This is a genomic window from Micromonospora sp. LZ34 (genome assembly GCF_052981855.1).
Genome location: NZ_JBRIQN010000010.1, coordinates 39,968 through 66,021, shown reverse-complemented (window position 1 = coordinate 66,021; position 26,054 = coordinate 39,968). Strand labels below are relative to the sequence as shown.

The window sequence follows — 26,054 nt, the reverse complement described above, 5'->3', positions numbered from 1 at the left end:
TTGTCACTCGGCGACGGGGAGGAACCGATGACGGACGACAGGACCAGGCAGCCGGACGAGTTGAGGGTCGACACACCGACTGTGCCGATCATGCCGACCATCGCGCCCACCGTGGGGGTGAGCGGCTTCACGATGGAGAACGTCAACCGGGCTCAGGTGCCGTCCGGCCTGGTTCCGGGGGCCGGTGATGCCGGCGCCAAGACCGAGTGGGACGCCTCCAGCCTGGACAAGGCCATCGAGTGGCTCGAGTCCACCGGCGACTTCTTGAACAAGCAGTCGTACAAGATGGTCGAGATCTCCGACAAGATGGGCGGCGTGGCCGCCGGCGGCGGGGCGGTCCCGGGCGGCAAGAACCCGCTCGGCAGCTTCGACCGCGCCGGCGACCTGGCACGCAAGCACAGCAGCCTCTTCACCACCACGCAGGAGGGCATCCGCACGCTGGCGGAGAACCTCTACAAGGCGGCGAACGCACTGCGCAAGGTCAAGGAGAACTACGAGACGGCCGAGGACGCGAACGCGATGTCGGCCGCCGAGATGGAGCGTGCCTTCACCAGCGCCTCCAGCAACCGGGGCAAGTCGTAGACGGGGAGGGTGACCGGTGCCGAGCTGGGAAGAGATGTGTCAGCAGATCGTCATCGACGGTCGGCCGGGTGACGTGGCCAGTGCCGCGCTCGGCTGGGAACAGCTGCTGAAGAACGTCAACAACGTCAAGGAGAGCCTGGAGACCAACGTCAAGGATCTCGGCGAGGTGTGGAAGGGCCCGGCGTACGAGGCCTTCAAGACGCACATCACCGGGATCGCGAAGCAGGCCGGTCAGCTCGTCGAGGACGCCGAGAACCACAACGGCATCGTCCGGTCGCTGAACGACGCGGCGGACAAGCTCACCGCCGCGCAGCGCGAGTTCCCGATTCCGGCCACCTGCGTCAACGACGTGCTGGAGGCCCGCAACGGGCGGCTGGTGATCAGCGCCGGCTTCTTCGAGATGAAGGTGAAGCCGGACTTCCTCGGCTGGCTCGACCCGATCAGCGCGCTCGCCGACTGGATCAACGACAGGTCCGAGGAAGCGGCCCAGGTCTACAACCAGGTCAGCGGGGAATACTCCACCATCGACTCCGGCACCCCGGGTCGGGCCACCCCGCCGGAGCTCACCAACCCGGACGTGAAGACGCCGAATCTCGGTGGTGGCCCCGGGGCGGGCAGCACCGGCAGCGTGCCGGGCATCGGCGGCTCTCCGTCGACCGGTGGTCTCGGCAGCTCGCCGTCGTTGAACGCCGCCGGGATGCCCGACACCGGCTCCCCCGGGATCGGCTCGGGCGCGCACCCGGACCTCTCCGGCGGGTACGGCTCGGGCGCCGGCGGCTACCCCGGCTCGGGCAGCCTCGCCGACGACTACGGCAGCGGTCTGGCCGGGGCGGGCACCGCGACGCCGCCCGGCCTCGGTGGTGGTGGCGGCGGTCTGCCCGCGACGTCCGGGCTCGGTGGCGGCGGTGGTGGCGGTGGCGGCATGGGCGGCGGAATGATCCCCGGCGGTGGCGCGCTCGGCCGGCCGGTCGCCGCCGGCATGCCGCCGATGATGGGTGGCGGCGCGGCCGGAGCCGGACGCGGCGGTGGCCGCGGCGGGCGGCTCGGTGCCGGTGGCAAGCTGGGCGGCGGCGTCGGGATGGCGCCCGCCATGGGCGGCGGTGCGGCCGGTGGCGCGCGCGGCGGCGGCCGTGCCGGTGCGGGGGCGCGCGGTGCGGGCGTCCGCGGTGCCGGGGTCGCCGGAATGGGCGGCGCCGGCGGGGCCGGCTACGGCGAGGAGGAGGCTCCGCGCAACACCTGGCTGGAAGAGGACGAGGACGTCTGGGGCGCGGACGGCGACGGCGCGCCCGGCGTGCTGCGCTGACCTCGGCCCGAGCGCCGTCCACCGCCACCCCGGCGGCTGGGCGGCGCTCGGCGTTTCCGCGGCGCGGGTCCGAGCCGCGTCGCTCCCGGCGGCGGCCGGGCCGCGGTAACGCCGCTCGGGCAGCGGTCAGCCGCTGACCGCCGCGCCCGGGCGAACCACGGGTTGCCGGTCGGGGTGCCGAGCGGTCAGGCGGTCGCGGTCGGGTCGGCGCCGGTGGGCCGCCGCCCCGGGCGCCAGCCCCGCCGCCGGCCGCGGACCAGGATCGGCTTCACCGCGAGCAGCACCGTGGCCAGCAGCGCCCCGACCGCGGCGACCCAGATCGCCACGGTGCGCTGCCAGCCGAGCGGGTCGTCGGTGGGTGGCGGCGCCGGCAGCGCGCCGGCCGGCGGGTTGCTCCGGGTGCCGAGCAGGCTCGCCACCGCCCGGTACGGGTTGACCACGCCGTACCCCACCTGGGCGTTGTGGCCTTCCGGCGGGCTGTCCGCGGTGCGGGTCAGCCGCTCGGCGACCTGCTCCGGGCCCAGGTCGGGATAGGCGGCGCGGACCAGCGCGGCCACCCCCGAGACGTACGCGGCGGCGAAGCTGGTGCCGCCCTGCGGCTCGGCGAGCCAGCCCTCGCCACCCGGGGCCGGGCCGACGATGTTCAGCCCGGGGGCGGCGATGTCGACGTAGTCGCCGCTGACCGAGCTGCCCACGTGGCCGCCCTGCTCGTCCACCCCGGCCACCGCGATGACCCCCGGATAGGCGGCCGGGTACGCCGGCTGGTCCTGCTGCTGCTCCTGCCGGTTGCCGGCGGCGGCCACCACGACCACCCGCTTCTCCAGCGCGTACTCGATGGCCTCGCCCAGCTCGGGCCGGGGCAGGGTCACCAGGGACAGGTTGATGACGTCGGCACCGTTGTCCACCGCCCATCGGATCGCCTGGGCGATCTGACCGGGCAGCGCCTCGTCGTTGGTGCGCCGGGTGTCCGGCAGCACCCGTACCGGGAGGATCCGGGCCTGCGGCGCGATGCCGCTGAACGGCTGCCCGGTGCCGTCCCGGCCGGCGATGATGCCGGCCACGATCGTGCCGTGCCCGGCCTCGTCGCACTGGCCCTGCTGCTGCTGCAGCCCGTTGAAGTCACGGCCGGCGCGGACCTGTCCCTTGAGGACGGGATGGGTGGCCGAGACCCCCGAATCGATCACCGCGACCGTGACACCGGCGCCCCGGGAGACCCGCCAGGCCGCCGACGGCTCCAGCCGGCGCAGCGGCCAGGGAGCCTGGGCGGGGGCGGCCTGCCCGGCGGGGCCACAACGCGGCGCCGCGGCCGCCGGAGCGGGTGGTACGACCGCGGTGCCGAGCAGGATCGCGGCCACTCCACAGAGGATCGCCCGGACCCGGCGCCCGGTACGGCGGACCCGCGCTGTCCCATCCGGTCGGAAGCTCTCGCGCACGCGCTGAGACTACCGCCGCGCCGCCCGCCGTGCGGTGACGGGAGCACCCGGGTGCCCGGCAGCCGGTCGGGCAGGACCGCCGGCACCCGAGCCGCGCCGGCGGGCGGCGTTCCGTCCCGGTCAGGACGGGGTCAGCCGCGGTCGGCGCCGCCGGTCACCCGCTCCTCGGTGAAGAGCGCCAGCAGGTCGCCGACCTGGCGGTCGGCCTCGGCCGGGTGGCGGAACCGCCCGGCCGGGTTGAGGGTGTACTCGTTACGCCGGCCCACCCGGGTGCGCCGCAGGTAGCCGCCCGCCTCCAGGTCGGCGACGATCGCCTGGGCGGCCCGCTCGGTGATCTCCACCTCGTCGGCGACGTCACGCAGCCGGGCCGTGGGGTTGCGGGCGATGGCGAGCAGCACGTGCCCGTGGTTGGTGAGGAACGTCCAGTTCCGGGTGCTCCCGTTCCCGCCACTCGTCATCGCCATGCCCGCCATGGTATGGCCCGCCGCGCCGGATTTCCGTCTCGCCCTCGCACCGACCCGCCGCACACGAGCGGGCCGGCACGCCGCGGTGGACCCCGCCGCCGAGGGGCGTCACCCGGGGCGATCGGGGGCGTCGCCGGGGCCGGACGGCGTAGCTGGAGCGGGCCGGCCGGGGCTGGCAAGCGTTCGGTGATACATGAAATGCATATCACGCATATCTTGACGTACCTTTGCGCTCGGTGTGACCGTGGTGGCAGCCCGCGTCCGACGTCCGGCCGGGGTCGACCAGGTCGCTTACGTCGAAGGACGAGGTGAGGGGATGAGCCGTCCCGGTTCGCCCGGTGTCCAACCGGGCCCGTCGCGCGAGTCGACGGCGGCGGTGCCGGACACGCCGGCACAGGCGCTCGCCGAGTTGTCCGCCGGCAACCGGAGGTTCGTCACCGGCGCCCCGCGCCATCCCAACCAGGACGCCGGGCACCGCGCCGCGGTCGCCGACGGGCAGCATCCCTTCGCGGTCATCGTGGGCTGCTCCGATTCCCGGCTGGCCGCCGAGATCATCTTCGACCGGGGCCTCGGCGACCTCTTCGTGGTCCGGACCGCCGGGCACACCACCGGCCCCGAAGTGCTCGGCAGCGTCGAGTACGCGGTGACCGTCCTCGGCACGCCGCTGGTGGTGGTGCTCGGGCACGACTCGTGCGGCGCGGTGCAGGCGGCGAAGACGGCGGTGGAGACGAACGCGCCGCCGACCGGTCACCTGCGGGCGATCGTGGACGCCGTCATGCCCAGCCTGCGCCGAGCCGAGGCCGAGGGCGTGGCCGATGTCGACGGGATCGTGGACATCCACATCGCGTGCACCGTCGAGGCGATGCTGGACAGCTCGGCCGTGCTGGCCGCCGAGGTGGCCGCCGGGCGCTGCGCGGTGGTCGGGATGTCGTACCGGCTGGCCGCCGGTGAGGTCCGGACGGTGGCCGCGGTGCCCGGCGACCTGGCCGACCCCGCGGTGGACCCGGCCGCGGCCGTCGCCTGACCGCCACCGCGGCGGCCGTCGCCTGACCGCAACCGCAGCGCCGAAGACGCCTCGAGGGCCGTCCCGCCCGGGAACGGCCCTCGTGTCGTGTCGGCGCGGATGTCGCTAAAGCATTGAGACGTGCACGTGGTCGGTGTGGTTCGACGGCCCGCTGTACGACTTCCAGCCGGTCGCCGGGAACCAGATCTGCCGGTTCCAGATCACGTAGTAGATGCCCAGCCGGTCCGCGTTGCGGATCAGGAACGCGGCGAGGTTGTTGCCGTACATCCGGGTGTCCTTGTTGTGCCAGGGGGCGAAGCCGCTGCGCTGCAGCGACCAGTCGCAGGCCCGGCCCTTGGGGTGCTCCCAGGGGCCACCGGGGCGGTAGCAGCCGACGAACCGGTTGAAGCCGGCCCGCTTGACCTCCTTGTACATGTGCAGCGTCCGGGGGGTGATGCAGCCGGAGGTGGTCGGGTCGTTCTCGCTGCACGACTCGGCCTTCCAGTCGCCGTCCGCGGTGCGGCCGGGGCCGACCCGGGCGACCGGCGAGGTGGCCGACACCAGGCCCCCGGTGAAGCCCAGCCCGCCGACCAGCGCCAGCGCCTTCTCCGCGTCCCGCTTGTTCTTGGCCATCAGGTTGGTCTGCTTCTGCTGCTCGCGGATCTCGGCCTCGAGCGCCAGCTTCGCCTGTTCGGCGCGGTTCTTGACGGCGTTGATCTCGGCGAGCCGCTTGGCGTTGACCATGTTCAGCTCGTCCAGGGCGGTGGCCCGCCGGACGAACGAGTCGGGGCTGTCGGCCTCCAGCAGCATGGCCACGGCGCCGATCCGACCCGTCCGGTACGACTGGGCGGCGATCTGGCTGACCTGCGGGGCGAGCGCGTTCAGCTCGGCCTCCGCCCGGTTGACCTCGAGCGCGAGTTCCAGTTGGCGCTTCTTGGACTTCTCCAGCCGGGACTTCGCCTGCGAGTAGTTCCGGTTGGTCGACTCGATGACGTCCGTGATCAGCTTCGAGTCGTCGTCCTCGTGCCCCGAGGGGGTGGGGGGCTTGGGTGCGGCCGACGCCGGGAGGGGCCCGGCGAGCACAGCCAGGGCCGCGAACACGGCCACCACAGGAGTCACCCAGCGGCGTAGGGGTGCCGTCACAGTGTTCCCTTCCGTCGACCGCCGACCGGGTTAGCTGACGGGTTCGGGGCGGAAGTGGCCCCTACCGCTGTCGCGGACTCACCCCACGTACCTGGGTCCCCGGCTCGCCTGGCGGCGATTGGGCGGCGGCACCGCAGGCGCCGCTGCGCGCCTTCGGCGGTGACCGGCAGCGAGGTTACCCGAGAGTCCACCGGTGGATCTACGTCCCGAAGCCGACTAAATGCGTTATTTCGTAATGGCGGACGGTGACAGGTGACGCGTTTATCAAGCTCACCGGTCTGGACGGTCACGCTGCGGAGTCTCACCATGCGGTGTCCGTGCTCCTGTCCGGATCGGGCCACCCGCTGGGGGTGGCGGAGGACGTGTTTCCGGCGCGCGGCGCGGCGAGCGCCCGCAGGGCGTCGGCCCGGTCCGTGGCCGGCCGGGAAACCGGAGGGGTGCGCGACGGCTCGCCGTCGCCGTCCTCGTCGCCGGCGGGGGGCTTGGCGCGGCCGGCCGTGGTCACCAGCGCGGCGAGCGCGGTGGTCAGCGGCACGGCGGCGATCAGCCCGAGCGTGGCGACCGCGCTGCGGACGATCTCCTGGGCCAGGAACTCGCTGGTCAGGATCTGGGTCACCGACCGGGAGTCCGCGGTGAGCAGGAGCAGCAGCGGCAACGAGGCGCCGGCGTACGCCAGCACGATGGTGTTGACCGTCGAGGCGATGTGCGCCCGGCCGACCCGGGTCGCCGCGCGGTAGAGCTGGAGCCGGGACAGGCCGGGGTTGGCGTGCGCCAGTTCGGTGACCGTCGCCGCCTGGGTCACCGTGACGTCGTCGAGCACACCGAGCGAGCCGATGATGATCCCGGCCAGCAGCAGCCCGTGCAGGTCGACGTTGGCCTGGAACATCGACAGCGTGGTCGCGTCCTCGGAGCCGTACCCGGTGAGGTGGGTGGCGGCGGTGGCGAGGGTGCCGAGCACCCCGGTGAGCACCAGGCTGCCGAGCGTGCCGAGCACCGCCACCGAGGTCTGCGCGGTCACCCCGTGCGTGAGGTACAGCACCACGAACATGATCAGCGCGGCACCGACGATCGCCACCAGCAGGGGCGCCCGGCCGGCGCTGATCCCGGGCAGCACGAAGGTGAGCAGGATGGCGAAGCTGGCCGCCAGGCCGGCCAGCGCGGCGAGCCCGCGCCACCGGCCGAACGCGACGATGGCGGCGGCGAAGAGCACGACCAGCCAGACCAGCGGCTTGCCGCGCTGGTGCTCGGCGATGTTGTAGCTGCTCGCGGTCGGGTCGGCCGGGTCGGTCAGCTCGACCAGGATGATCTCGTCGCCCACCGCGACGGTCGGGGCGCCGGGCCCGGTCGGCACCGGCGTCTGCACCTCCCGGCCGGCGTCCGGCCCGTCGGCCACCTTGACGGTGACCGTGCCGCACGGGCCCGCCGTCGCCTCCGGCGCCTCCGGTGTCGGCGGGCAGGGCTCGGTCACCACCCGGGTGACGGTGCCGTGGTGGCGGGGCGGGTCGGTGCCCTGGTCGGCCCCGGGGGTGTCGCGGGGCCAGAGCAGCAGGGCGGCGACCACGGTGGCGAGGACGAGCGGGACCACGGTCGCGACGAGGATCCGCCGCACCCCGGGCGGGGTGGACGGAGCGGGACGGGTGTGGTCGGCGCCCATTGAGTGTCTCCCAACGAATCCGGGGCAGGGTACGTGTCGGCGGGCCGGTCGGTTCAGTGGCGCCGGCGGGCCGGCCCGGATCGCGGGCGGGTTCGCCCGAGGGTGGCGATGCGGCCACGTACCGTCGACCCGGTGGCCGGCCAACCAGGGGCTGCCGGCGGCGCCGGTGCCCGGTGGGCGCGGGACGAATGGTGCGGGATCTGGAGGGCCATCGTGCCGAATCGTAACCATCCCGATATCCGGACGCAGGGCGCGTGGGCTGGTGTCGGGCACCGGACCCGGCGGTTGGCCCGCGCGGGCGTCTCCGTTCGGGGATGTTGGGGGCATGGCTGAGCACACTCCGTCCCGCCGGGACGGCGCGGCGCACGGTGGGCACGGCGGGCACGACAAGCACGCCGGGCACGACCCGGAGATGTTCCGCCGCCGGTTCTGGCTCTGCCTGCTGCTCACCCTGCCGGTGGTGGCGACCAGCCACATGGTGATGGACTGGTTCGGCTACTCGCTGGAGTTCCCCGGCCGGTCCTGGGTGGGGCCGGTGCTCGGCTCGGTGGTCTTCTGGTGGGGCGGCTGGCCGTTCCTGGTCGGCGCGGTGCGGGAGGTGCGCGACCGGGCGCCGGGGATGATGCTGCTGGTCGCCATGGCGATCACGGTCGCCTACGTCGCCTCGCTGGCCACCAGCGTGGGCGCCTTCGACCTGGACTTCTGGTGGGAGCTGGCCGCCCTGGTCACCATCATGCTGCTCGGGCACTGGCAGGAGATGAAGGCGATCGGGCAGGCGCGTGGCGCGCTCGCCGCGCTGGCCGCGCTGCTGCCCGACGACGCCGAACGGGTCGCCGGGGACGGGCGGGTGGAGCGGATCCCGGTGGCCGAGCTGCGGGTCGGCGACGTGGTGCTGGTCCGGCCCGGCGGTCGGGTGCCGGCGGACGGACGAGTGGTCGACGGCACCGCCGAACTGGACGAGTCGATGATCACCGGGGAGTCCCGACCGGTGCCGCGCTCGGTCGGCGACCGGGTGGTGGCCGGCACCGTGGCCACCGACTCGGCGATCCGGGTCCGGGTCGAGGCGCTCGGTGAGGAGACCACGCTCGCCGGGATCCAGCGCATGGTCGCCCAGGCCCAGCAGTCCAGCGGGCGGGCCCAGGTGCTGGCCGACCGGTTCGCCGCCGGGCTGTTCTACGTCGCCACCGCCACCGCCGTGGTCACCGTGCTGGTCTGGACCGTGCTCGGCGACCGGGACGAGGCGGTGGTCCGTACCGTCACCGTGCTGGTGATCGCCTGCCCGCACGCGCTGGGCCTGGCCATCCCGCTGGTGATCGCGCTCTCCACCGCGTTGGCCGCGCGGTCCGGCATCCTGGTCAAGGACCGGCTCGCGCTGGAGCGGATGCGCACCGTCGACGCGGTGCTGTTCGACAAGACCGGCACGCTGACCCGGGGCCAACACGTGGTAACCGACCTGGCGGCGACGCCGTCCGTCGACCCGGACGAGCTGCTGCGGGTCGCGGCCGGGGTGGAGTCCGACAGCGAGCACCCGCTGGCCCGGGCGATCGTCGCCGCGGCCGGCGCGCGCGGCGGCCCGGCCCCCGCCACCGGGTTCCGCTCGCTGCCGGGCCGCGGCGTCCAGGCCACGGTCGCCGGCCGGGAGTACGCCGTTGGCGGGCCTGCGCTGCTGCGCGAGCTGGGCGTACGGCTTCCGGACGAGCTGCTGGCGGCGACCGACCGGTGGTCGGAGCGGGGTGCCGCGGTGCTGTACCTGGTCCGGCTGCCGGACACCGCGCTGGGTGCGCTCGCCCTCACCGACGAGGTGCGCCCCGAGGCGCGGGAGGCGATCACCGAACTGCGCGCCCAGGGCGTCCGGACGATCGCGATGATCACCGGGGACGCCCGCCCGGTCGCCGAGGCGGTCGCCGCCGATCTCGGCTTCACCCCCGGCGTCGACGAGGTCTTCGCCGAGGTGCTCCCGGCCGACAAGGACGGCAAGGTCACCGAGTTGCAGCGGCGTGGGCTGAGGGTGGCGATGGTCGGTGACGGCGTGAACGACGCGCCGGCGCTGGCCCGGGCCGACGTTGGCATCGCGATCGGCGCGGGCACCGACGTGGCGATCGAGTCGGCCGGGGTGGTGCTCGCCTCGTCCGACCCGCGCGGGGTCACCGGCGTGATCCGGCTCTCCCGCGCGTCGTACCGGAAGATGCTGCAGAACCTGGCCTGGGCGGCCGGCTACAACGTGGTCGCGCTGCCGCTGGCCGCCGGAGTGCTGGCCTGGGCGGGGCTGGCGCTGAGCCCGGCGCTCGCGGCGGTGCTGATGTCCGCGTCCACCATCGTGGTGGCGCTCAACGCCCAACTGCTGCGCCGGGTACGGCTCGGCCCCGTGGAGCCGGCCCGACCCGCCGACGAACCGGCCAGGGCCGGCCCGGCGGACCGGGCAGCCGGCTAGCGTGGAAGCGTGCGAACGGCGCGGGCGGTGTCGGCCGGGCAGTGGGCCTGGCTCCTGCTGCTGTTCAGCACGTTGTTCGGGCTGGCCGCCATGCACACCCTGGGGCACGGAACGCACGCCGGCCACGGCTCCTCCGTCGCTGGCCACGGCTCCTCCGTCGCCGACCACCATGGCGGGGCCGTCGTTGACGGCGTCAGCGCGGTCGCCGCGCACCTCGCCACCGCAGCGGCCGCGGTCGTCGTCCCGGCCCTCGGCTCCGGCGGCTGTCCGGACGGCTGCCCGACCGAGCGGGTGCTGCCCTCCGGCGGGTCCGGGGGCGGTGAACTGCCCGGGTGGGGCGTCTGTCTGGCCGTGCTCGGCGCGCTCGGGGTGTCGGTGCTGGTCGCCGTGCTGCTGCTGGGGTCGGCGCGGGTCCCGGGGTTCGGCATCCGGCCGGTGCGCCGGTCCGCCGCGGCGTCCCGGGCCCCACCGCCGCGGCCGGTCGGTCTGCGGCTCGCCACGGTCGCGGTGCTGCGCAGTTAGGACGACCCGGCGCGGAACAGGTCTGCTCCGCGCTTCCGTCCTGCTGCGTAACCACCGACACCGAAAGGCTGAACAGTGTTGACTCGTACCATCGCGCGCCGTGCCGCCCTGGCCGGCGCCGCTGTCACCGGCGTCCTCGCCCTGGCCGCCTGCGGCGGGGGCCACTCATCGTCGGGCATGGGTCACGACATGCCCGGCGCCACCGCGACCGGCGGCGCCTCGACCGGCGCGACGGCGTTCGACCCGGACGACGTGATGTTCGCCCAGATGATGATCCCGCACCACCGGCAGGCGGTGGAGATGGCCGACCTGGCCGCCACCCGGGCCGCCGAGCCGGAGGTGAAGCGGCTTGCCGGGCAGATCAGGGCCGCTCAGGCGCCGGAGATTGCCACCATGACCGGATGGCTGGCCGCCTGGGGGCACCCGGCGCCGTCCGCCGGCGCCCGGACGCCGCACCAGGATCACGGCATGCCGGGCATGATGTCCGACGCCGACATGCAGGGGCTGGCGGCGGCCTCGGGTCAGGATTTCGACCGGCGGTTCCTGACAATGATGATCGCCCACCACGAGGGTGCGGTCACGATGGCCGAGGACGAGCTCACCGACGGCGCCAACGCGGAGGCGAAGGCACTCGCCCGGGAGATCATCACCGCCCAGCGGGCCGAGATCGCCATGATGAAGGAGGTCCTGGCCCGACTCTGACACCGTCGGAGCGAGCGCCCGGGCCCGTCCACCTACCGTTGTGGCGGGTCCGGGCTCCCGGCCCGACCGGGCGACGTCCTGTGCCGGGGTCAGCCGCGCTTCATGAGGCGGCCGACGGCGGCCATCATCTCGGTGGCCATCTCGTCGGCGCGGCCCTCGGCGGCGCCCTCGTGCATGCAGTGCCGGGCGTGCCCGTCGAGCAGGCCGAGGGCGACCTTGTCCAGCGCGGCCTGGATGGCGGAGATCTGGGTGAGCACGTCGATGCAGTAGCGGTCGTCGTCGACCATCTTCTCGATGCCGCGCACCTGGCCCTCGACGCGGCGCAGCCGCGCGAGCAGCTGGTCCTTGCTGGCGGTGTAGCCCCGGACGGGCGTAGGTGAGGTCATGTCGACAAGGATAGCGTACCCCAGGGGGGTATGGTACGGTGCCAGATGTCCGGTACCCCCACCCGGTACCGGTAACCAGGATTGGCAGCTATCCGCCTGCGCGTTACCCCCCGGGGGTATATGGTGGGGGCGGTGAGAGGGGAGTTCCGATGGTCACCACGACGTACCAGGTGCAGGGCATGACCTGCGGGCACTGCGTCAGCTCGGTCAGCGCCGAGGTCGGCGCCGTGCCGGGCGTCACCGACGTCCAGGTCGACCTGGCCACCGGCCGGGTCACCGTCACCAGCGAGCAGCCGTTGGACACCGACACCGTGCGCGCGGCGGTCGACGAGGCCGGTTACGACCTCGTCGACGCGTGACCGGTCGCCGGCCGAGGAAATCGAGGTAACCAGCATGAACACGGCGACGAAGCTGAGCGGTTTCGCCCTCGGCCTCGCGGCGGTGTTCGGCGCGGCGTACGGGGTCGGCCAGGTGGCCGGCCCCGTCACCCCCGCGGCCGACACCCGTCACGACGCCGGTGACGGCGGACACTCCGACACCGGTGCCTCCGGGCACGGCGGCGAGGAGAGCGCGGCCGCCCACCTTCCCGGTGGTCTGCTCGTCTCCGACCGCGGCTACACCCTCGTCCCGGCGGCCGCCCCGGCGGGCGAGTTCGCCTTCCGGGTCACCGGTCCGGACGGCCGGGCGGTCACCGCGTACGACGTGGCGCACGACAAGCGGATGCACCTGATCGTGGCCCGCCGCGATCTCTCCGGCTTCCGGCACGTGCACCCCGAGATGGCGCCGGACGGCACCTGGCGGGTCGCCTCGCCGCTGGCCGGGCCGGGCGTCTGGCGGGCGTTCGCCGACTTCACGCCCACCGGCGCGGAGCCGCTCACGCTCGGCGTGGACGTGACCGTGCCCGGGACGCTGACCGAGGTCCCGCTGCCGGCGCCGGCGGCCAGCACCACGGTCGACGGCTACACCGTCACCCTCGCCGGCACCCCGGAGCCCGGCCGCACCGCCGAGCTCACCCTGACCGTGAGCCGCGACGGCGCGCCGGTCACCGACCTGGAGCCCTACCTCGGGGCGTACGGGCACCTGGTGGCGCTGCGCCAGGGCGACCTGGCGTACCTGCACGTGCACCCGGACGGCGCGCCGGGCGACGGGCGGACCCGACCCGGCCCCGAGGTGACCTTCTTCGCCGAGGTGCCGTCGGCCGGCGCCTACCGGCTCTACCTGGACTTCAAGCACGGCGGTGCGGTGCACACCGCCGAGTTCACCGTCGTCGCCGGCAGCCCCGGCGCCCCGGCCGGCGGCGCGCCGGCCGTCCCCGCGCCCCCCAGCACGAGCGCACCCGCACCGACGGCCGGCGCCGACCACGGCGCCCCCGGCCACGGGCACGACTGACGGGACCGTGATGACCACCACCAGCAAGCCCCTACCGATGGCACCGAACCGGATCGAGCTGGCGATCGGCGGCATGACCTGCGCCTCCTGCGCCGCCCGGATCGAGAAGAAACTCAACCGCCTCGACGGCGTGACCGCCACGGTCAACTACGCCACCGAGAAGGCCACCGTCCAGTACGCCGACGAGGTGACCCCGGCGGAGCTGATCGCCACGGTGGAGAAGACCGGCTACACCGCCGTCCTGCCGCCCCCACCCACCCCGGCCGGTACGGAACCGGCCGCCGAACCGGTGGACGAACTGCGCGGCCTGCGGACCCGGCTCTGGGTCTCGGTCGTGCTGACCGTGCCGGTGATCCTGCTGGCCATGGTGCCGGCCTGGCAGTTCGACTACTGGCAGTGGCTGTCGCTGACCCTGGCCGCGCCGGTGGTGGTCTACGGCGGCCTGCCCTTCCACCGGGCGGCCTGGATCAACCTCCGGCACGGCGCGGCGACCATGGACACCCTGGTCTCCCTCGGCACGCTGGCCGCGTTCGGCTGGTCGGTCTGGGCGCTCTTCCTCGGCACCGCCGGCATGCCGGGGATGACCCACCCGTTCAGCTTCGACATCAGCCGCACCGACGGCGCCGGCAACATCTACCTGGAGGCGGCGGCCGGGGTGACGGTGTTCATCCTCGCCGGCCGCTACTTCGAGGCCCGCTCGAAGCGGACCGCCGGCGCGGCCCTGCGGGCCCTGCTGGAACTCGGTGCCCGGGACGTCGCGGTGCTGCGTGGCGGCACCGAGACCCGGATCCCGGTCGACCAGCTCGCGGTGGGCGACCGGTTCGTGGTCCGGCCCGGCGAGAAGATCGCCACCGACGGCGTGGTCGACGAGGGCACCTCGGCGGTCGACGCCAGCATGCTGACCGGCGAGTCCGTGCCGGTCGAGGTCGGCCCGGGCGACACCGTGGTCGGCGCCACCATCAACGCCGGCGGCCGCCTCGTGGTCACCGCCACCCGGATCGGCGGCGACACCCAGCTGGCGCAGATGGCCCGGCTGGTCGAGGAGGCGCAGACCGGCAAGGCCGCGGTGCAGCGGCTCGCCGACCGGATCTCCGGCTTCTTCGTTCCGGTGGTGATCGCGCTGGCCGCCGGCACGCTGGGCTGGTGGCTGGGCACCGGGGCGGGGCCGACGGCCGCGTTCACCGCCGCGGTGGCGGTGCTCATCATCGCCTGCCCGTGCGCCCTCGGCCTGGCCACGCCGACCGCGCTGCTGGTCGGCACCGGCCGCGGCGCCCAGCTCGGCATCCTGATCAAGGGCCCCGAGGTGCTGGAGTCCACCAGGCGGGTGGACACCGTGGTGCTGGACAAGACCGGCACGGTCACCACCGGCCGGATGACCCTGGTGGACGTGCTCCCGGCGGCCGGCGAGGAGCGGGCCGAGCTGCTCCGGCTGGCCGGCGCCCTGGAGGCCGCCTCCGAGCACCCGATCGCCCGCGCGGTCGCCACCGGCGCCGCCGAGGCCGGGGCGCTGCCCCCGGTGACCGGCTTCGCCAACGTCGAGGGCCTCGGGGTGACCGGCACCGTCGAGGGCCGCGAGGTGCTGGTGGGCCGGCTCCGGCTGCTGCGCGAGCGCGGGCTCGACGTACCGGAGGAGGTGGCACGGGCGGCGACCGCGGCGGAGGCCGCGGGCCGGACGGCCGTGCTGGCCGGCTGGGACGGGCGGGCCCGCGGGGTCCTCGCGGTGGCCGACGTGGTCAAGCCGACCAGCCGGGCGGCCGTCGCCGGGCTGCGCGCGCTCGGCCTGACCCCGGTGCTGCTCACCGGCGACAACGCCACGGTCGCCCAGGCGGTGGCCGCCGAGGTCGGTGTCGACCAGGTGATCGCCGAAGTCTTGCCGGCGGACAAGGTGGACGTGGTCGCCCGGCTCCAGGCCGAGGGGAAGGTCGTCGCGATGGTCGGCGACGGAATCAACGACGCCGCCGCGCTGGCCCGGGCCGACCTGGGGCTGGCCATGGGCACCGGCACGGACGTGGCGATCGAGGCGAGTGACCTGACCCTGGTCCGCGGCGACCTGACCGCCGCCGTGGACGCGATCCGGCTCTCCCGGCGCACCCTCGGCATCATCAAGGGCAACCTGTTCTGGGCCTTCGCCTACAACGTGGCCGCCCTGCCGCTGGCCGCGGCCGGCCTGCTCAACCCGATGATCGCCGGTGCCGCGATGGCCTTCTCCTCGGTCTTCGTGGTGGCCAACAGCCTCCGGCTGCGCGGCTTCCGACCGGTGGCCTGACCGGCGGCGGCGGTTGACCGACCGGGCCGCGGGGTACATCCGGGACGAAACCGGAACGCTGAGCGGGAGGTTGACATGGGTGTCGACGACAAGATCAACAATGCGACCGAGAACGCCGCCGGCAAGCTGAAGGAGGGCGCCGGCCGGGCCACCGACGACGAGCGCCTCGAGGCCGAGGGCCGCAACGACCAGGCGTCCGCCAACCTGAAGCAGGCCGGCGAGAAGATCAAGGACGCCTTCAAGAGCTGACCGGCGTACGCGAAACCGCCGGCCCGGCACCGCCGGGCCCGGCGGTTTCGCCGTCTCCCGGGTTGGATGGCGGTTGGTCGTCGGCCGGGCGCTTCGAGTTCTTTCCTACCAAGATCGCTCCGTCATCTCAGTGAGTGGCCCGGGCCCCGGGCCACGGCAACAACTCGCGCGAGCGCTCGCGGGAACTGGTGCGGGGGCACCTGCGCAAGCTCGCGGGGGCCGCCGGGCGGCGACGTCAGCGCAGCACCCGGTACCGCACGTGGGTGACCGTCGGCCCGGCGACCACCGCCACCTGCTCCAGCCGGGGGTCGCCCACGCTGTCGAAGATCCGCTCCCCGGCGCCCAGCACGATCGGCACGATGTGCAGGTGGAGCGAGTCGAGCAGGCCGGCCGCCAGGTACTGCCGCACAGTGCTCGCGCCGCCGGCGATCGCCACCTCCCGGTCACCGGCGGCCGCTCGGGTCTGCGCCAGCGCCGAGTGGATGCCGTCGGTGACGAATCGGAACTCCGTCCCGCCAGCCATCGGCAGCGGCTTCCGCGGATGGTGGGTCAGCACGAAGACCGGGGTGTGGAACGGGGGATCCTCGCCCCACCAGCCGCGCCAGGACTCGTCCCACGGCCCGTCACCGCCGCCGAACATCCGCCGCCCCATCACGTACGCCCCGACGTCGCGGGTCATCTCGTCGATCAGCCGGGCGTCCACGTCGGACCCGTCGTCGGCCGGCCCGGGCCGGTCCCGCCCGCCGTCGGCGGGGAACGCCCACTCGTGCAGCCGCATGCCGCCCTTGCCGAGCGGGTCCTGGAGGCTCTGCTCGGGTCCCGCCACGTAGCCGTCCAGGGAAATCGAGATCTGGCAGGTCACTGTGCTCACGGTCGCTCCTTCGTCGGGTCGGGCGGTCCGGCCAGCCGGGCCGCGCGCAGTTCCAGGTAGCGCTGTTCGGGGCGGCTGGTCGTCGCTCGCGCCGCCGCCAGGTACGCCTCCCGCGCGGCGGCCGGCTCGCCGGCCAGCTCCAGCAGGTGGGCGCGGACGGCGGCCAGCCGGTGGTGCCCGGCGGTGCGCTCGTCGGAGTCGAGCGGGGCGAGCAGGGCCAGCCCGGCCCGGGGCCCGTCGACCATGGCCACCGCGACCGCCTGGTTGAGCGTGATCATCGGATTCGGCGCGAGCCGGGCCAGCAGCCGGTAGAGCGCCAGGATCTGCGGCCAGTCGGTCCGCTCGGCCGACGGCGCCTCGGCGTGCACCGCGGCGATCGCCGCCTGCACCTGGTACGGCCCCGGCGGTGACCAGGTCAGCGCCGCGGTGACCAGGCCGATCCCCTCCTCGATGGCGGCCCGGTCCCAGCGGCTGCGGTCCTGCTCGGCCAGCGGGACCAGTTCCCCGTCCGGCCCGGTACGCGCCGCCCGGTGCGCGTCGGTGAGCAGCATCAGCGCCAGCAACCCGGCCACCTCGCCGTCGTCGGGCAGCAGCCGGTGCACGGTGCGGGTGAGCCGGATCGCCTCGCTGGTCAGGTCGGCGCGGTGCAGGTCCGGGCCGCTGGAGGCGGTGTAGCCCTCGTTGAAGATCAGGTAGAGCACCTGGAGCACGGTCCGCAGCCGCTCGCCGCGCTCGGCCGCCGACGGCATGGCGAACCGGGCCCCGGCGGCCTCGACCCGCTGCTTGGCCCGGCGGATGCGCTGGCTCATGGTCGCCTCGGGCACCAGGTGGGCCCGGGCGATCTGCGCCGTGCTCAGACCGCCGACCGCGCGCAGCGTCAACGCCACCTGGGCCGAGCGCGCCAGCGCCGGGTGGCAGCAGAGGAAGAGCAGGGTCAGCGTGTCGTCCGCGGCCGGCGGCTCCTCGTCGGCCGGCGGGGCGACCGCCGCGTACGCCGGCTCGCGGACGGCCACCGCGACCTCGCGGTCGCGGCGGGCCCGCTCGCTACGCCACTCGTCGGTGAGTCGGCGGGTGGCGACGGTCAGCAACCAGGCGCGGGGATTGCCCGGCACGCCCTGCTCGGGCCACTGCGTCGCGGCGGCCAGCAGCGCCTCCTGGACGGCGTCCTCGCACCGGTCGAACTGGCCGTGCCGGCGCACCAGCAGGCCGAGGACCTGCGGCGCGAGGGTGCGCAGCAGGTCCTCGCCGGCCCGGTCCGTCACATCTCCGTCCCGGCCTCGTCCATCACCGCGCGGACCTCCAGCGCGCCGCCCAGCCGAACGTCCGGCCAGCGCCGGGCGATCTCGACGGCCCGCTCGGGGCTGTCGCAGTCGACCATCAGGTAGCCGGCGAACTGCTCCTTGCTCTCCATGAACGGCCCGTCGGTGACCTCCGGCCGGTCCCCGCCGAGCCGGACGGTACGGGTCTGCGACGGGTCGGCCAGCGCCTGGCCGCCGACCAGCTCACCGGACTCGGTCAGCTCCTTCATGATCTCGTCGACCTCGCCGAAGAGCGCGGTGCGTTCCGGCTCGGAGAGCGACTCGGCGAACCCCGGGCGGTTCCAGATCAGCAGCATGTACTTCATCGGATGCTCCTCGCGTCGGTGTCGCGCCCATCGTGGCGCTTCTCGCCGGTAGGTCGGAGCCGACCCCCCGCTGACCGACAACCGGGGGGAAAAAATTTCCGGCGTCAGCGCCGGCGGCCGCGTACCTGCCGGGTCGGCCGGGCCGGCCCGCCCGGGTCCAGCGACGCCCGGTCGGCGGCGGAGGTGCCGGACGACCAGCCCTCGGCGTCGCGGACGGTGAGCCGGTGCCGGGTGACGCCCGGGAAGAGCGTGTCGAGGCGTTCCCGCACCGCCTCGGAGCGGGCGGCAAGCACCGGCAGCAGCCGCTCCGGCCCCGCGGTGTCGGCGGCCTGCCGGTCCGCCGCCTCGGTGGCGGCCCGCAGCCGCTCACCGATCCGCAGCGCGAAGGCGTTCAGGAAGGACTCGTCGTAGCCCCGGGTGCGCCGGCCGGTGGAGCTCGTCCGGCGCTCGCCCCGGCCGCGCAGCATCGCGGCGGTGGCCTGCACGAGCAGCGAGGTGTAGAGCAGCTCGACCGCCTCCAGGTCGGCCGGCCAGCCGAGCACGGTGGTGAAGCCCAGCTCGTCGGACCACACCGCCTCGCACCGGTTGGCCGCCGCCACCTCCTGCACCAGCAGCGCCTTCGCGCCCGGGTACGGGGGGTCGGTGCCGAGCCGCACTCCGCCGGGCAGGTCGTCCCGGTCCGCGCCGGCGGCGAGCAGCGCCTGGTCGACGCTGTGCCGGGCGATCAGCTCCTGGGCCTTGCCGGTCAGCGCCTCGGCCTCGGCCGGGAAGGTGGTCGACTCGGCCTTGGCCAGCAGCGCCCGGACGCGGTCGAGCATCCGGGAGGCGCCGTCGCCGCGACCGCGGCCCGCGCTCGGCGGTGCGGCCACGCCGGGCGGCGGGCGGAGCACGGCGATCGGGGGCAGCCCCTCGGCGAGCGCCAGCACGTCCACCGCCTCCCGGAGCGCGGTGATCCGGTCCAGCCCTTCCCGGCCCGCCCACCCGGCCAGGTACTGGCCGTCGTCCGGCCACCACACCCGCGCCTCGAGGTCGTCGAGCTGGGCGTCCCACCACCCGGGCACCGGGCCGGTCTGGTCACGCCGCTGGGCGGCGAGCGCGTCCCGCACCAGCCGGGCGGGCCGCGCGCCGAGCCGGCGGGTGGCGATCCGGGCCAGGTCGACCGGCTGCCAGCCGCGGGCCGCGAGCAGCCCGACTCGGCGGACCAGGCGGCGGAGCAGGACGGCGTCGACGTCCGCGGCGCCGGCGCCGACCACCAGCCGGTCCAGCTGCCGCTCGGCGAGCCGTACGTCGGTGCCGCGCGCCGCCGCCACCGCGTCGGTGATCAGTTTCTCGGCGTCCGGCACGGTCGCGTCCCCCTCGCTCTGTCGCCCGCGTGCCCGGAAGTGACCGTCGCCCGCCCGCCGAACGTACCGCCGGGCCGGGCCGTCGTCCGTCGGTCGTGACGGGCGACACCGGCGCGTCGCATGCTTCGCCCGCTGCCGGGTAGATCGAGGGTCGACGCGAGCGAGGCGAGGTACGCGATGGCGGGATCGTGGTTGCTGGGCAACGGCGCCGGCACGTCGGCGCGACGGCCGACGGCGCTGCTCGTCGCGGTGCACCGGGAGGACGAGGCGGGGGACACCGGCCCGGGCACCGAGGTGTCGCTGACCGAGCTGCGCCGGCTCGCCGACACCGACGGGCTGGCCGTGGTCGACGAGGTGGTGCAGAACCGGCCCCGCCCCGACCCCGCCACCTACGTCGGGTCCGGCAAGGTCGACGAGCTGGCCGCGCTGGCGGAGCGGACCGGCGCCGAGCTGGTCATCGCCGACGGCGACCTGACCCCCGGCCAGGTCCGCAACCTGGAGGAGCGGGTCGGGGTGCGGGTGGTCGACCGGACCGCCCTGATCCTGGACATCTTCGCCGAGCACGCCCGCACCAGCGAGGGCCGGGTGCAGGTGGAACTGGCGCAGATCGCGTACCAGCTGCCGCGGCTGCGCGGCGACGGGCGCTCGATGTCCCGGGTCGGTGGTGGCCGGATGGCCGGCGGTGCCGGCATGGGTGTGCGTGGTCCCGGTGAGATGCGGCTGGAGACGCAGCGGCGCCGGCTGCGCCAGCGCGCCACCCGGCTGCGCCGCAACGCCTCCGAGCTGGCCCGGCGCCGGGACCGGAACCGGGAGCGGCGGGCCCGCAACCAGGTGCCCTCGGTGGGCCTCACCGGCTACACCAACGCCGGCAAGTCGGCCCTGCTCAACCGGCTCACCGGCGCCGACGCGCAGGTGCAGGACGTGCTGTTCGCCACCCTCGACCCGACGGTGCGCCGGGTACGCGCCGACGACGTGCTGTTCACCGTCACCGACACGGTCGGCTTCGTCCGGCACCTGCCGCACCAGCTGGTCGACGCGTTCCGCTCGACGCTGGAGGAGGTCAGCCGGGCCGACCTGGCCCTGCACGTGGTGGACGCCTCGGCGCCGGACGCCCTGGACCAGATCACCACCGTGCACGGGGTGCTGCACGAGATCGGCGCCGGTGACGTGCCGGAGCTGCTGGTGCTCAACAAGATCGACGTGACTCCGGTGGAGTGGCTCGACGCGCTGCTGCGGGTGCACCACGGCGCGGTCGCGGTCTCGGCGCTCACCGGCGCCGGCATGGACGAGCTGCGCGGCACCCTGGCCCGCCGGCTGGCCCGGCGCTGAGCCCGGCCCACTTCCGGGGAGCTCGGGCGGGCACCGGGTTAGGGTGTCCGGAATCGGCGGTGGGCGCCGAGACCAGGTCCGAGGGAGTCGGTGGATGACCGGCGCAGTCCGGCGGCCCGGCCCGGGACGGTACGCCGGTGCGGGTCGCGACGACGCCTGGCTGGCGGAGGTGGCGCGGGGCGCCAGCGCGGACGCCGGCGGGGTGCCGGTGGAGCTGCTCGGTGACTACCTGCCGTTGCTCGCCGAGGCGGCGGTGACCGGGCGACGTCCCCGGCGCGGTGAACTCGACGCGGTCGGTGCGCTGGGCCGGCGGGCCGCCGAGCAGGGCGTGTCGGCGGGCCGGGCGGTGCAGCTGTACCTGTCGGCGGCGCGGCGCCTGTGGCAGGAGTCGCCGCAGCTGGCGCACGCCACGGACAGCGAGGTGGTGCGGGCGGCGGCCGAGGCGGTGCTGCACGTGGTCGACGCCGCGGTGGCCACCCTGGCCGAGGGCTTCGCGGTGGCCCGCCGGGAACTGGTCCGGCGGGAGGAGGCGCTGCGCCGGGAGCTAGTCGACGACCTGCTCCGCGGCGACTCGGACCTCGGCGGCCTGGTGGAGCGCGCCGAGCCGTTCGGGCTGGACCTGGCGCGGGTGCACCAGGTGGTGCTGGCCGCGCCCCGCCGGCGGCTGCCCGACACGGACGCGGCGATCAGCGCTCTGGAGGCGGTGATCTTCGACCGGCTGGGCGACCGGGACGTGCTGGTCGCCACCAAGGAGGGACTGCTCGTGGTGATCGCCCCCGCCGACGCGGTGGCCGCCGACCGGGCGGCCGGGGGCGGTGCCCCGGCCGCCGACCTGGGCCGGTTGATCCACGCCGAGCTGGACCGGCTGCCCCGCGGCCGGCCCTGGCAGGTGGCGGTCGGCCGCCCCCACCCGGGCCTGTACGGCATCGCCCGCTCCTACGAGGAGGCCCGGGAGGCGCTCACCATGGCGCGGCGGCTGCACGCCGACACCGCCGTCGTCGACGCCCACGACCTGCTCATCTACCGCGTCCTGCTGCGGGACCAGCCGGCCATGGTCGACCTGGTACGGGCGGTGCTCAGCCCGCTGGGCCGCAGCCGGGGCGGCGCGGAGCCACTGCTGGACACCCTCGACGCGTACTTCGCCACCGGTGGGGTCGCCACCGAGGCGGCCCGCCGGCTGCACGTGTCGGTCCGTACGGTGACCTACCGGCTGGCCCGGGTCAGGACGCTCACCGGCCACGACCCGACCAACCCCGGTGACCGGTTCACCCTCCAGGCCGCGGTCTTCGGCGCCCGGGCGCTGGACTGGCCGGCGCAGCCGCTGCCCGGTCCCGCGTCCTGACCGGCAGGGGAGCGACTTGTCCGGCGGCCGGCAATCTCGGGGCGGGTTGTTGGCCGGCCGTGGGCACTGTCCGGCGGCCGATTTCGGCCGACTCTGGAGGTCCGAGGTGTTCCCGACCGGCGAGGAGGCGGTGATGACGACCAGCGCGATGGCGGTGCCACCCTCGCCACCCGGTCGACCGCCGGTGCCGACCGCCGGCCGCCGGAGGAGCGTGATCGCCGGTCCGGCCGGGTGTCCGCCGACCGGCGCCCCGGGATCGCCTCGACGATCCAGGACCTGACGCTCCGCCGGACCGATCAGCCCTTCCCGGCCGCCGCGCTGTGCCGCGGCGGCCGACGCGCAGTTTCCTGCCCGGCCCGGAAGCCTCCGGTCCCCCCGTACCCGATTCCACCCGCGGGCCGCCCGGCGCGGCGGCCGCCCCACATCCACCCCGCGGCTCACCCCGGCAATCCCGGGGGACCCCGCGCACCACCGGAAGGAAGACACGATCATGACGGATACCGTCAGCAACCGTACCGAGGCCCTGCGTGAACTTCTGGAACAGCAGTTCCAGAGCCACACCGACCAGCTCGCGGAACTGACCATCCACAGCCGGGAGCCCGAGCGGGGCGGCCACGACCCCGACACGCTGCGCGGCCTGATGGAGACCGCCCGGCAGGGCGTCGCCGACACGGCGCAGGCGCTGCGGCGGATGTCCGAGGGCAGCTACGGCCTGTGCGAGCGCTGCGGGGCAGAGATCCCGGTCGCCCGCCTGGAGATCCTGCCCTGGGCCCGCTTCTGCGTGCCCTGCCAGCAGCGGCAGGGCAACTGACCGCACCCGCCGCGCCCCCGGGCCGGGGTGGTTCCGGGCGTCGGCGGGGACGGCCGCCCGGCCGGCCGCCCCGGCACCATGCCCGGGTGCGGCATGCCCCGGCGGTTTCCGGGTACAGGAGGACCCACCCGAGGTAGGCGAGGTCAGTGATGGCGGAACCGCGGTGAACGTCGACCGCCCGTCGACGGGAGCCGGCGCGCTGATCGGCGCCGCGGTGATGGCCGCCGTCGACGAGATCGTGTTCCACCAGCTGCTCGGCTGGCACCACTTCTACGACCGGTCCACCCCGTCGGTCGCGCTGCTCTCCGACGGGCTGCTGCACGCGGCCGAGCTGCTCGCCCTGGTCGGCGGCTTCTTCTGGTACGCCGACCTGCGCCGGCGGGGCGTCCTGGTCGGCCGCGCCGCGTGGGGCGGGTTCCTGCTGGGGGCCGGGGCGTTCCAGCTCTTCGACGGGATCGTCGACCACAAGGTGCTGCGGCTGCACCAGATCCGGTACGGGGTGCACCTGCTCCCGTACGACCTGGTGTGGAACGGCGCCGCCGTGGTGCTGCTGCTGCTCGGCGTCGCGGTGCTCTGGCGGGCGCGGCCGGTCCGGGTCCGGTGACGCCCCAACCCGCCGGGTCCGCCGCGGAGGTGCTGCCGCTCGCCGCGGTCGCCCTGCTCGCCGCCGGATACCTCTATGCGGTCGGCCGGGACGGGCGGGGCTGGCGCCGCCGGCGTACGGTCGCCTGGCTGGCCGGCTGCGCGCTGCTGGCGGTCGCCCTCGGCCCGGTGGCGGGCGGCGGTCCGCGCGCCCACGCGGCGCAGCACCTGCTGCTGGGCATGTTCGCCCCGCTCGGGCTGGCGTTGGGCGCTCCGGTGACGCTGCTGCTGCGGGTCGCCCCGCCCCGGGTACGCCGGGCGGTGGGCCGGGTGCTGCGGTCCCGGCCGTTGCATCTGCTCGGGCACCCGGTGACGGCCGCGCTGCTCAGCACCGGCGGGCTCGCCCTGGTGCTGCTCACCCCGCTCTACGCGGCGGCGGAGCGGCACACCTGGCTGCACCTCGGGCTGCACGGGCACTACCTCGCCGCCGGCTACCTGCTCGCCTGGGCGATCGCCGGACCCGACCCGGCGCCCCGCAGGCCGGGGCTGGCCGTGCGGGTCGGCGCCCTGCTCGGCGCGGCGGCCGGGCATTCCGTGCTCGCCAAGTACCTCTACGCGCACGCCGCCACCCTGCCGCCCGGCCTGGACGACCGGGACGTCGAGGCGCTGCGGGCCGCGGCCCGGCTGATGTACCACGGGGGTGACCTGGCCGAACTGCTGCTGGCCGTCGCCCTCTTCGCCGGCTGGTACCGCCGGCGCAGCTTCGCGTCCGGGGTCAGCCGCCGTGGTGCGGGTTACCGGCGGTCAGTCGCAGCGTGAAGCCGGCGCCGTCCCGGTGCACGGTCACGTGGTTGCAGGACTGGTACGTGATCCAGAGCCCGAGCCCGCCCGGGGCGCCGTCGCCGGCCGGCAGCAGCCCGGCGAACGGGTCCCGCGGCCCGGTGCCGCCGTCGCTGACGGTCACCACGATCCGGTCGTCGCCCGGCCAGATGCGGACCCGGACCGGGGGAACGCCGTGGCGCTGCGCGTTGGTGACCGTCTCGCTCACCGCGACCACCAGGTCCTCGAGGTCGTCGGCCGGCAACCGGCCCTGGTCGACGGCGTGCACGGCGGCGCGGGCGCGGGCCGCCGTCGGGTCGGTCAGTTCGACGGCCGGCGGCCCCGCCTGGAGCGGGTCCGGCGCCACCGGGCGGTTCTCCAGCAGGTACGTGGCCGGTGGGGTGTACGCCCCGCTGGGCAGGTGCCGGCCGTCGGGCACGGCGAACCGGGGGTGGGTCCGGGCCACCTCGGCCAGCACCGACGCCGGGGTGATCCGGGTGTCGTACGCGCACATGCTCCAGAGCGGGAACTCGTCGTACGCGTGGTTGATCGCCGCCTCGTACCGGGCCCACCAGTCCCACGTCGCGCCGAACGCGGTGCGTGGCAGCTCGCCGATGATCCGGATCTGGCCGGCGCCGTCGGCCACCTGCTCGGCCAGCAGCCGTCGGTAGGACCGGATCGCGGCGGTCGGCCGGGCGTACACGTCGCCGCCGGGCAGGAACTCGACCTTCAGCCCGGGAGGCAACGCCTTTCGGACCAGCCCGCCGGTGCGCTCACCGAGGGCGACGAAGGTCGGCTCGCCCGCCTCGACGCCGCCGACCAGGAAGGGCAGCACGACGGCGAGCAACTCGTCGTCGGTGTCGTAGCGGACGGCCTCGTGGAAGTAGCCCTGGTGGCCGGCGGCGGCTCCGGTCCTCACCGGGTCACCTCCACCCGCAGGTGGGACAGGTCCAGCAGCCCGGCCAGCCGGGCCACGGCCGGACGCGGGGCCCGCAGCACCGCCGTCGCGGTGCGGCGGTGCGCGTACTCGTCGAGGTGCACCAGCGAGCGGTGGTCCATGAACCGCAGGCCGGTCGCGCGCAGCACCAGCTCACCGTCGGTCGGGCGCAGGTCGGCCCGCTCCAGGGCGGTGCCGAACAGCTCGTGCTGGGACGGGTCCAGCTCACCGGCGAGGGCGGCGTGCCCGTCGCGCGGGGCGGCCGCGTACAGCTGGAACAGCAGGTCCTCGACGTTGCTCTCGGGGTGCAGGGAGGCCAGCTCGGCGACCGCCCGGGCACCCAGCTCCGGCCGGTGGTAGGCGCACATCGCCCGGAACGGCCGGGTGCGCATGTAGCGGTCGATCTGGTGCTCGTAGCGGGCGAACGCGTCGAGCTGCGCCGGGGTGCGCACCAGCGGAGTGGCCTCGGCGACCACGCGCAGCCCGGTGTGGCCGGCGGCCAGTGCCCGGTCGGTGGCGGCGGCGTAGGCGGCCACCTGGGCCGCCGCGTCCACGGTGCGGCCGCGGGCGTAGGTCGAGTCGAGCGGGACGACCTCGGCGGCGCCGCGGCCCAGCGCGTCGGCGAGCCCCCGGTTCCGGCGCAGCCGCGCCAGCACCGACTCCGGCTCGTCGGGGGTGACGTACCAGACCCGCTCGCCGGCCGCGAGGCCCGCGGCGAGGTACGCCTCGGCGTACGCCCGGAAGGCGGCAGGATCGTCGTAGGCCCAGCACACGTGACCGAAGGCCCCCGCCGGCCGCTTCTCCCCGATCATGCTGGTTGCCCCACGCGGCCAAGTGTAGGCCGACCCGGGACGGCGGCCGTCGGTGCG

Annotated in this window: 26 protein-coding genes and 1 riboswitch; of the genes, 15 read left to right on the top strand and 11 right to left on the bottom strand. The window is 75.2% G+C overall.

What is annotated here, in order from left to right:
* Positions 1-27 precede the first annotated feature (27 nt).
* Both ACVCAH_RS13565 and ACVCAH_RS13560 read left to right on the top strand, forming a co-directional pair.
* On the top strand, positions 28-582 hold the full coding sequence (locus ACVCAH_RS13565; protein WP_447136463.1) for a hypothetical protein: 555 nt from the start codon (positions 28-30) through the stop codon (positions 580-582).
* 16 nt (positions 583-598) lie between these two features.
* A complete protein-coding gene (locus ACVCAH_RS13560; protein WP_447136462.1) occupies positions 599-1,885 on the top strand; it encodes a WXG100 family type VII secretion target in 1,287 nt (428 codons plus the stop codon).
* A 185-nt stretch (positions 1,886-2,070) separates the two neighbouring features.
* On the opposite strand, the gene mycP is transcribed toward ACVCAH_RS13560, so the two are convergent.
* Together mycP and ACVCAH_RS13550 are read right to left on the bottom strand one after the other, a co-directional pair.
* The gene (gene mycP, locus ACVCAH_RS13555) at positions 2,071-3,318 is read right to left on the bottom strand and encodes a type VII secretion-associated serine protease mycosin (protein WP_447136461.1); all 1,248 of its coding nucleotides are present in this window, start codon (positions 3,316-3,318) and stop codon (positions 2,071-2,073) included.
* Between the two features lie 131 nt (positions 3,319-3,449).
* Positions 3,450-3,791 carry a helix-turn-helix transcriptional regulator gene (locus tag ACVCAH_RS13550; RefSeq protein ID WP_447136460.1) on the bottom strand — a complete coding sequence of 114 codons (342 nt, stop codon included), beginning with the start codon at positions 3,789-3,791 and terminating at the stop codon, positions 3,450-3,452.
* A gap of 307 nt (positions 3,792-4,098) precedes the next feature.
* Here ACVCAH_RS13550 and ACVCAH_RS13545 point away from each other — a divergent pair, with 307 nt between their 5' ends.
* A complete protein-coding gene (locus ACVCAH_RS13545; RefSeq protein ID WP_447136459.1) occupies positions 4,099-4,806 on the top strand; it encodes a carbonic anhydrase in 708 nt (235 codons plus the stop codon).
* Between the two features lie 105 nt (positions 4,807-4,911).
* Here the strand turns inward: ACVCAH_RS13545 and ACVCAH_RS13540 are convergent, their stop codons facing one another.
* Complete coding sequence (locus tag ACVCAH_RS13540; protein ID WP_447136458.1) at positions 4,912-5,928, bottom strand: coiled-coil domain-containing protein; 1,017 nt, start codon at positions 5,926-5,928, stop codon at positions 4,912-4,914.
* A gap of 4 nt (positions 5,929-5,932) precedes the next feature.
* Positions 5,933-6,063: riboswitch (cyclic di-AMP (ydaO/yuaA leader) on the bottom strand.
* A gap of 166 nt (positions 6,064-6,229) precedes the next feature.
* Positions 6,230-7,582, bottom strand: a complete 1,353-nt coding sequence (locus tag ACVCAH_RS13535) for a YibE/F family protein (protein WP_447136457.1) — start codon at positions 7,580-7,582, stop codon at positions 6,230-6,232.
* Positions 7,583-7,907: 325 nt separating this feature from the next.
* Between ACVCAH_RS13535 and ACVCAH_RS13530 the strand changes: the two genes are divergently transcribed.
* The 3 genes from ACVCAH_RS13530 (at position 7,908) to ACVCAH_RS13520 (ending at position 11,237) form a co-directional block, all read left to right on the top strand.
* The gene (locus tag ACVCAH_RS13530; protein ID WP_447136456.1) at positions 7,908-10,013 is read left to right on the top strand and encodes a heavy metal translocating P-type ATPase; all 2,106 of its coding nucleotides are present in this window, start codon (positions 7,908-7,910) and stop codon (positions 10,011-10,013) included.
* 9 nt (positions 10,014-10,022) lie between these two features.
* A complete protein-coding gene (locus tag ACVCAH_RS13525) occupies positions 10,023-10,535 on the top strand; it encodes a hypothetical protein (protein ID WP_447136455.1) in 513 nt (170 codons plus the stop codon).
* Between the two features lie 75 nt (positions 10,536-10,610).
* On the top strand, positions 10,611-11,237 hold the full coding sequence (locus ACVCAH_RS13520; protein ID WP_447136454.1) for a DUF305 domain-containing protein: 627 nt from the start codon (positions 10,611-10,613) through the stop codon (positions 11,235-11,237).
* Positions 11,238-11,326: 89 nt separating this feature from the next.
* On the opposite strand, the gene ACVCAH_RS13515 is transcribed toward ACVCAH_RS13520, so the two are convergent.
* Positions 11,327-11,623, bottom strand: a complete 297-nt coding sequence (locus ACVCAH_RS13515) for a metal-sensitive transcriptional regulator (RefSeq protein WP_167181125.1) — start codon at positions 11,621-11,623, stop codon at positions 11,327-11,329.
* Positions 11,624-11,772: 149 nt separating this feature from the next.
* Here ACVCAH_RS13515 and ACVCAH_RS13510 point away from each other — a divergent pair, with 149 nt between their 5' ends.
* From ACVCAH_RS13510 to ACVCAH_RS13495, 4 genes are all read left to right on the top strand, one after another.
* Entirely contained in the window at positions 11,773-11,982 is a 210-nt protein-coding gene (locus tag ACVCAH_RS13510; RefSeq protein ID WP_447136453.1) for a heavy-metal-associated domain-containing protein, read from the top strand.
* 34 nt (positions 11,983-12,016) lie between these two features.
* On the top strand, positions 12,017-13,012 hold the full coding sequence (locus ACVCAH_RS13505; RefSeq protein WP_447136452.1) for a hypothetical protein: 996 nt from the start codon (positions 12,017-12,019) through the stop codon (positions 13,010-13,012).
* Between the two features lie 10 nt (positions 13,013-13,022).
* Positions 13,023-15,278 carry a heavy metal translocating P-type ATPase gene (locus ACVCAH_RS13500; protein WP_447136451.1) on the top strand — a complete coding sequence of 752 codons (2,256 nt, stop codon included), beginning with the start codon at positions 13,023-13,025 and terminating at the stop codon, positions 15,276-15,278.
* A 75-nt stretch (positions 15,279-15,353) separates the two neighbouring features.
* Positions 15,354-15,527, top strand: a complete 174-nt coding sequence (locus ACVCAH_RS13495; RefSeq protein WP_447136450.1) for a CsbD family protein — start codon at positions 15,354-15,356, stop codon at positions 15,525-15,527.
* Between the two features lie 235 nt (positions 15,528-15,762).
* Here the strand turns inward: ACVCAH_RS13495 and ACVCAH_RS13490 are convergent, their stop codons facing one another.
* The 4 genes from ACVCAH_RS13490 to ACVCAH_RS13475 all read right to left on the bottom strand — a co-directional run bounded on the left by ACVCAH_RS13490 (position 15,763) and on the right by ACVCAH_RS13475 (position 19,365).
* Positions 15,763-16,398, bottom strand: a complete 636-nt coding sequence (locus ACVCAH_RS13490) for a dihydrofolate reductase family protein (RefSeq protein WP_447136449.1) — start codon at positions 16,396-16,398, stop codon at positions 15,763-15,765.
* Positions 16,395-17,660, bottom strand: coding sequence for an RNA polymerase sigma factor (locus ACVCAH_RS13485; RefSeq protein ID WP_447136448.1), 1,266 nt, complete (start codon positions 17,658-17,660; stop codon positions 16,395-16,397). Before ACVCAH_RS13485 ends, ACVCAH_RS13490 begins: the two co-directional genes overlap by 4 nt.
* Complete coding sequence (locus ACVCAH_RS13480) at positions 17,657-18,022, bottom strand: YciI family protein (RefSeq protein WP_447136447.1); 366 nt, start codon at positions 18,020-18,022, stop codon at positions 17,657-17,659. The genes ACVCAH_RS13485 and ACVCAH_RS13480 overlap by 4 nt, the downstream gene beginning before the upstream one ends.
* A 104-nt stretch (positions 18,023-18,126) precedes the next feature.
* Complete coding sequence (locus tag ACVCAH_RS13475; RefSeq protein ID WP_447136446.1) at positions 18,127-19,365, bottom strand: DUF2786 domain-containing protein; 1,239 nt, start codon at positions 19,363-19,365, stop codon at positions 18,127-18,129.
* A gap of 177 nt (positions 19,366-19,542) precedes the next feature.
* Between ACVCAH_RS13475 and hflX the strand changes: the two genes are divergently transcribed.
* The 5 genes from hflX (at position 19,543) to ACVCAH_RS13450 (ending at position 24,248) form a co-directional block, all read left to right on the top strand.
* Complete coding sequence (hflX, locus tag ACVCAH_RS13470; protein ID WP_447136445.1) at positions 19,543-20,694, top strand: GTPase HflX; 1,152 nt, start codon at positions 19,543-19,545, stop codon at positions 20,692-20,694.
* Between the two features lie 94 nt (positions 20,695-20,788).
* Positions 20,789-22,036, top strand: a complete 1,248-nt coding sequence (locus ACVCAH_RS13465; RefSeq protein ID WP_447136444.1) for a PucR family transcriptional regulator — start codon at positions 20,789-20,791, stop codon at positions 22,034-22,036.
* A 490-nt stretch (positions 22,037-22,526) separates the two neighbouring features.
* On the top strand, positions 22,527-22,847 hold the full coding sequence (locus tag ACVCAH_RS13460) for a TraR/DksA family transcriptional regulator (RefSeq protein ID WP_447136443.1): 321 nt from the start codon (positions 22,527-22,529) through the stop codon (positions 22,845-22,847).
* Positions 22,848-23,010: 163 nt separating this feature from the next.
* On the top strand, positions 23,011-23,451 hold the full coding sequence (locus ACVCAH_RS13455) for a DUF2243 domain-containing protein (RefSeq protein ID WP_447136442.1): 441 nt from the start codon (positions 23,011-23,013) through the stop codon (positions 23,449-23,451).
* Entirely contained in the window at positions 23,448-24,248 is an 801-nt protein-coding gene (locus ACVCAH_RS13450) for a cytochrome c oxidase assembly protein (protein WP_447136441.1), read from the top strand. Before ACVCAH_RS13455 ends, ACVCAH_RS13450 begins: the two co-directional genes overlap by 4 nt.
* On the opposite strand, the gene ACVCAH_RS13445 is transcribed toward ACVCAH_RS13450, so the two are convergent.
* Both ACVCAH_RS13445 and ACVCAH_RS13440 read right to left on the bottom strand, forming a co-directional pair.
* The gene (locus ACVCAH_RS13445) at positions 24,205-25,167 is read right to left on the bottom strand and encodes an anti-sigma factor RsbA family regulatory protein (protein WP_447136440.1); all 963 of its coding nucleotides are present in this window, start codon (positions 25,165-25,167) and stop codon (positions 24,205-24,207) included. The two genes, ACVCAH_RS13450 and ACVCAH_RS13445, sit on opposite strands and share 44 nt — an antisense overlap.
* On the bottom strand, positions 25,164-25,997 hold the full coding sequence (locus tag ACVCAH_RS13440) for an MEDS domain-containing protein (protein WP_447136439.1): 834 nt from the start codon (positions 25,995-25,997) through the stop codon (positions 25,164-25,166). Before ACVCAH_RS13440 ends, ACVCAH_RS13445 begins: the two co-directional genes overlap by 4 nt.
* Between the last annotated feature and the right edge of the window lie 57 nt (positions 25,998-26,054).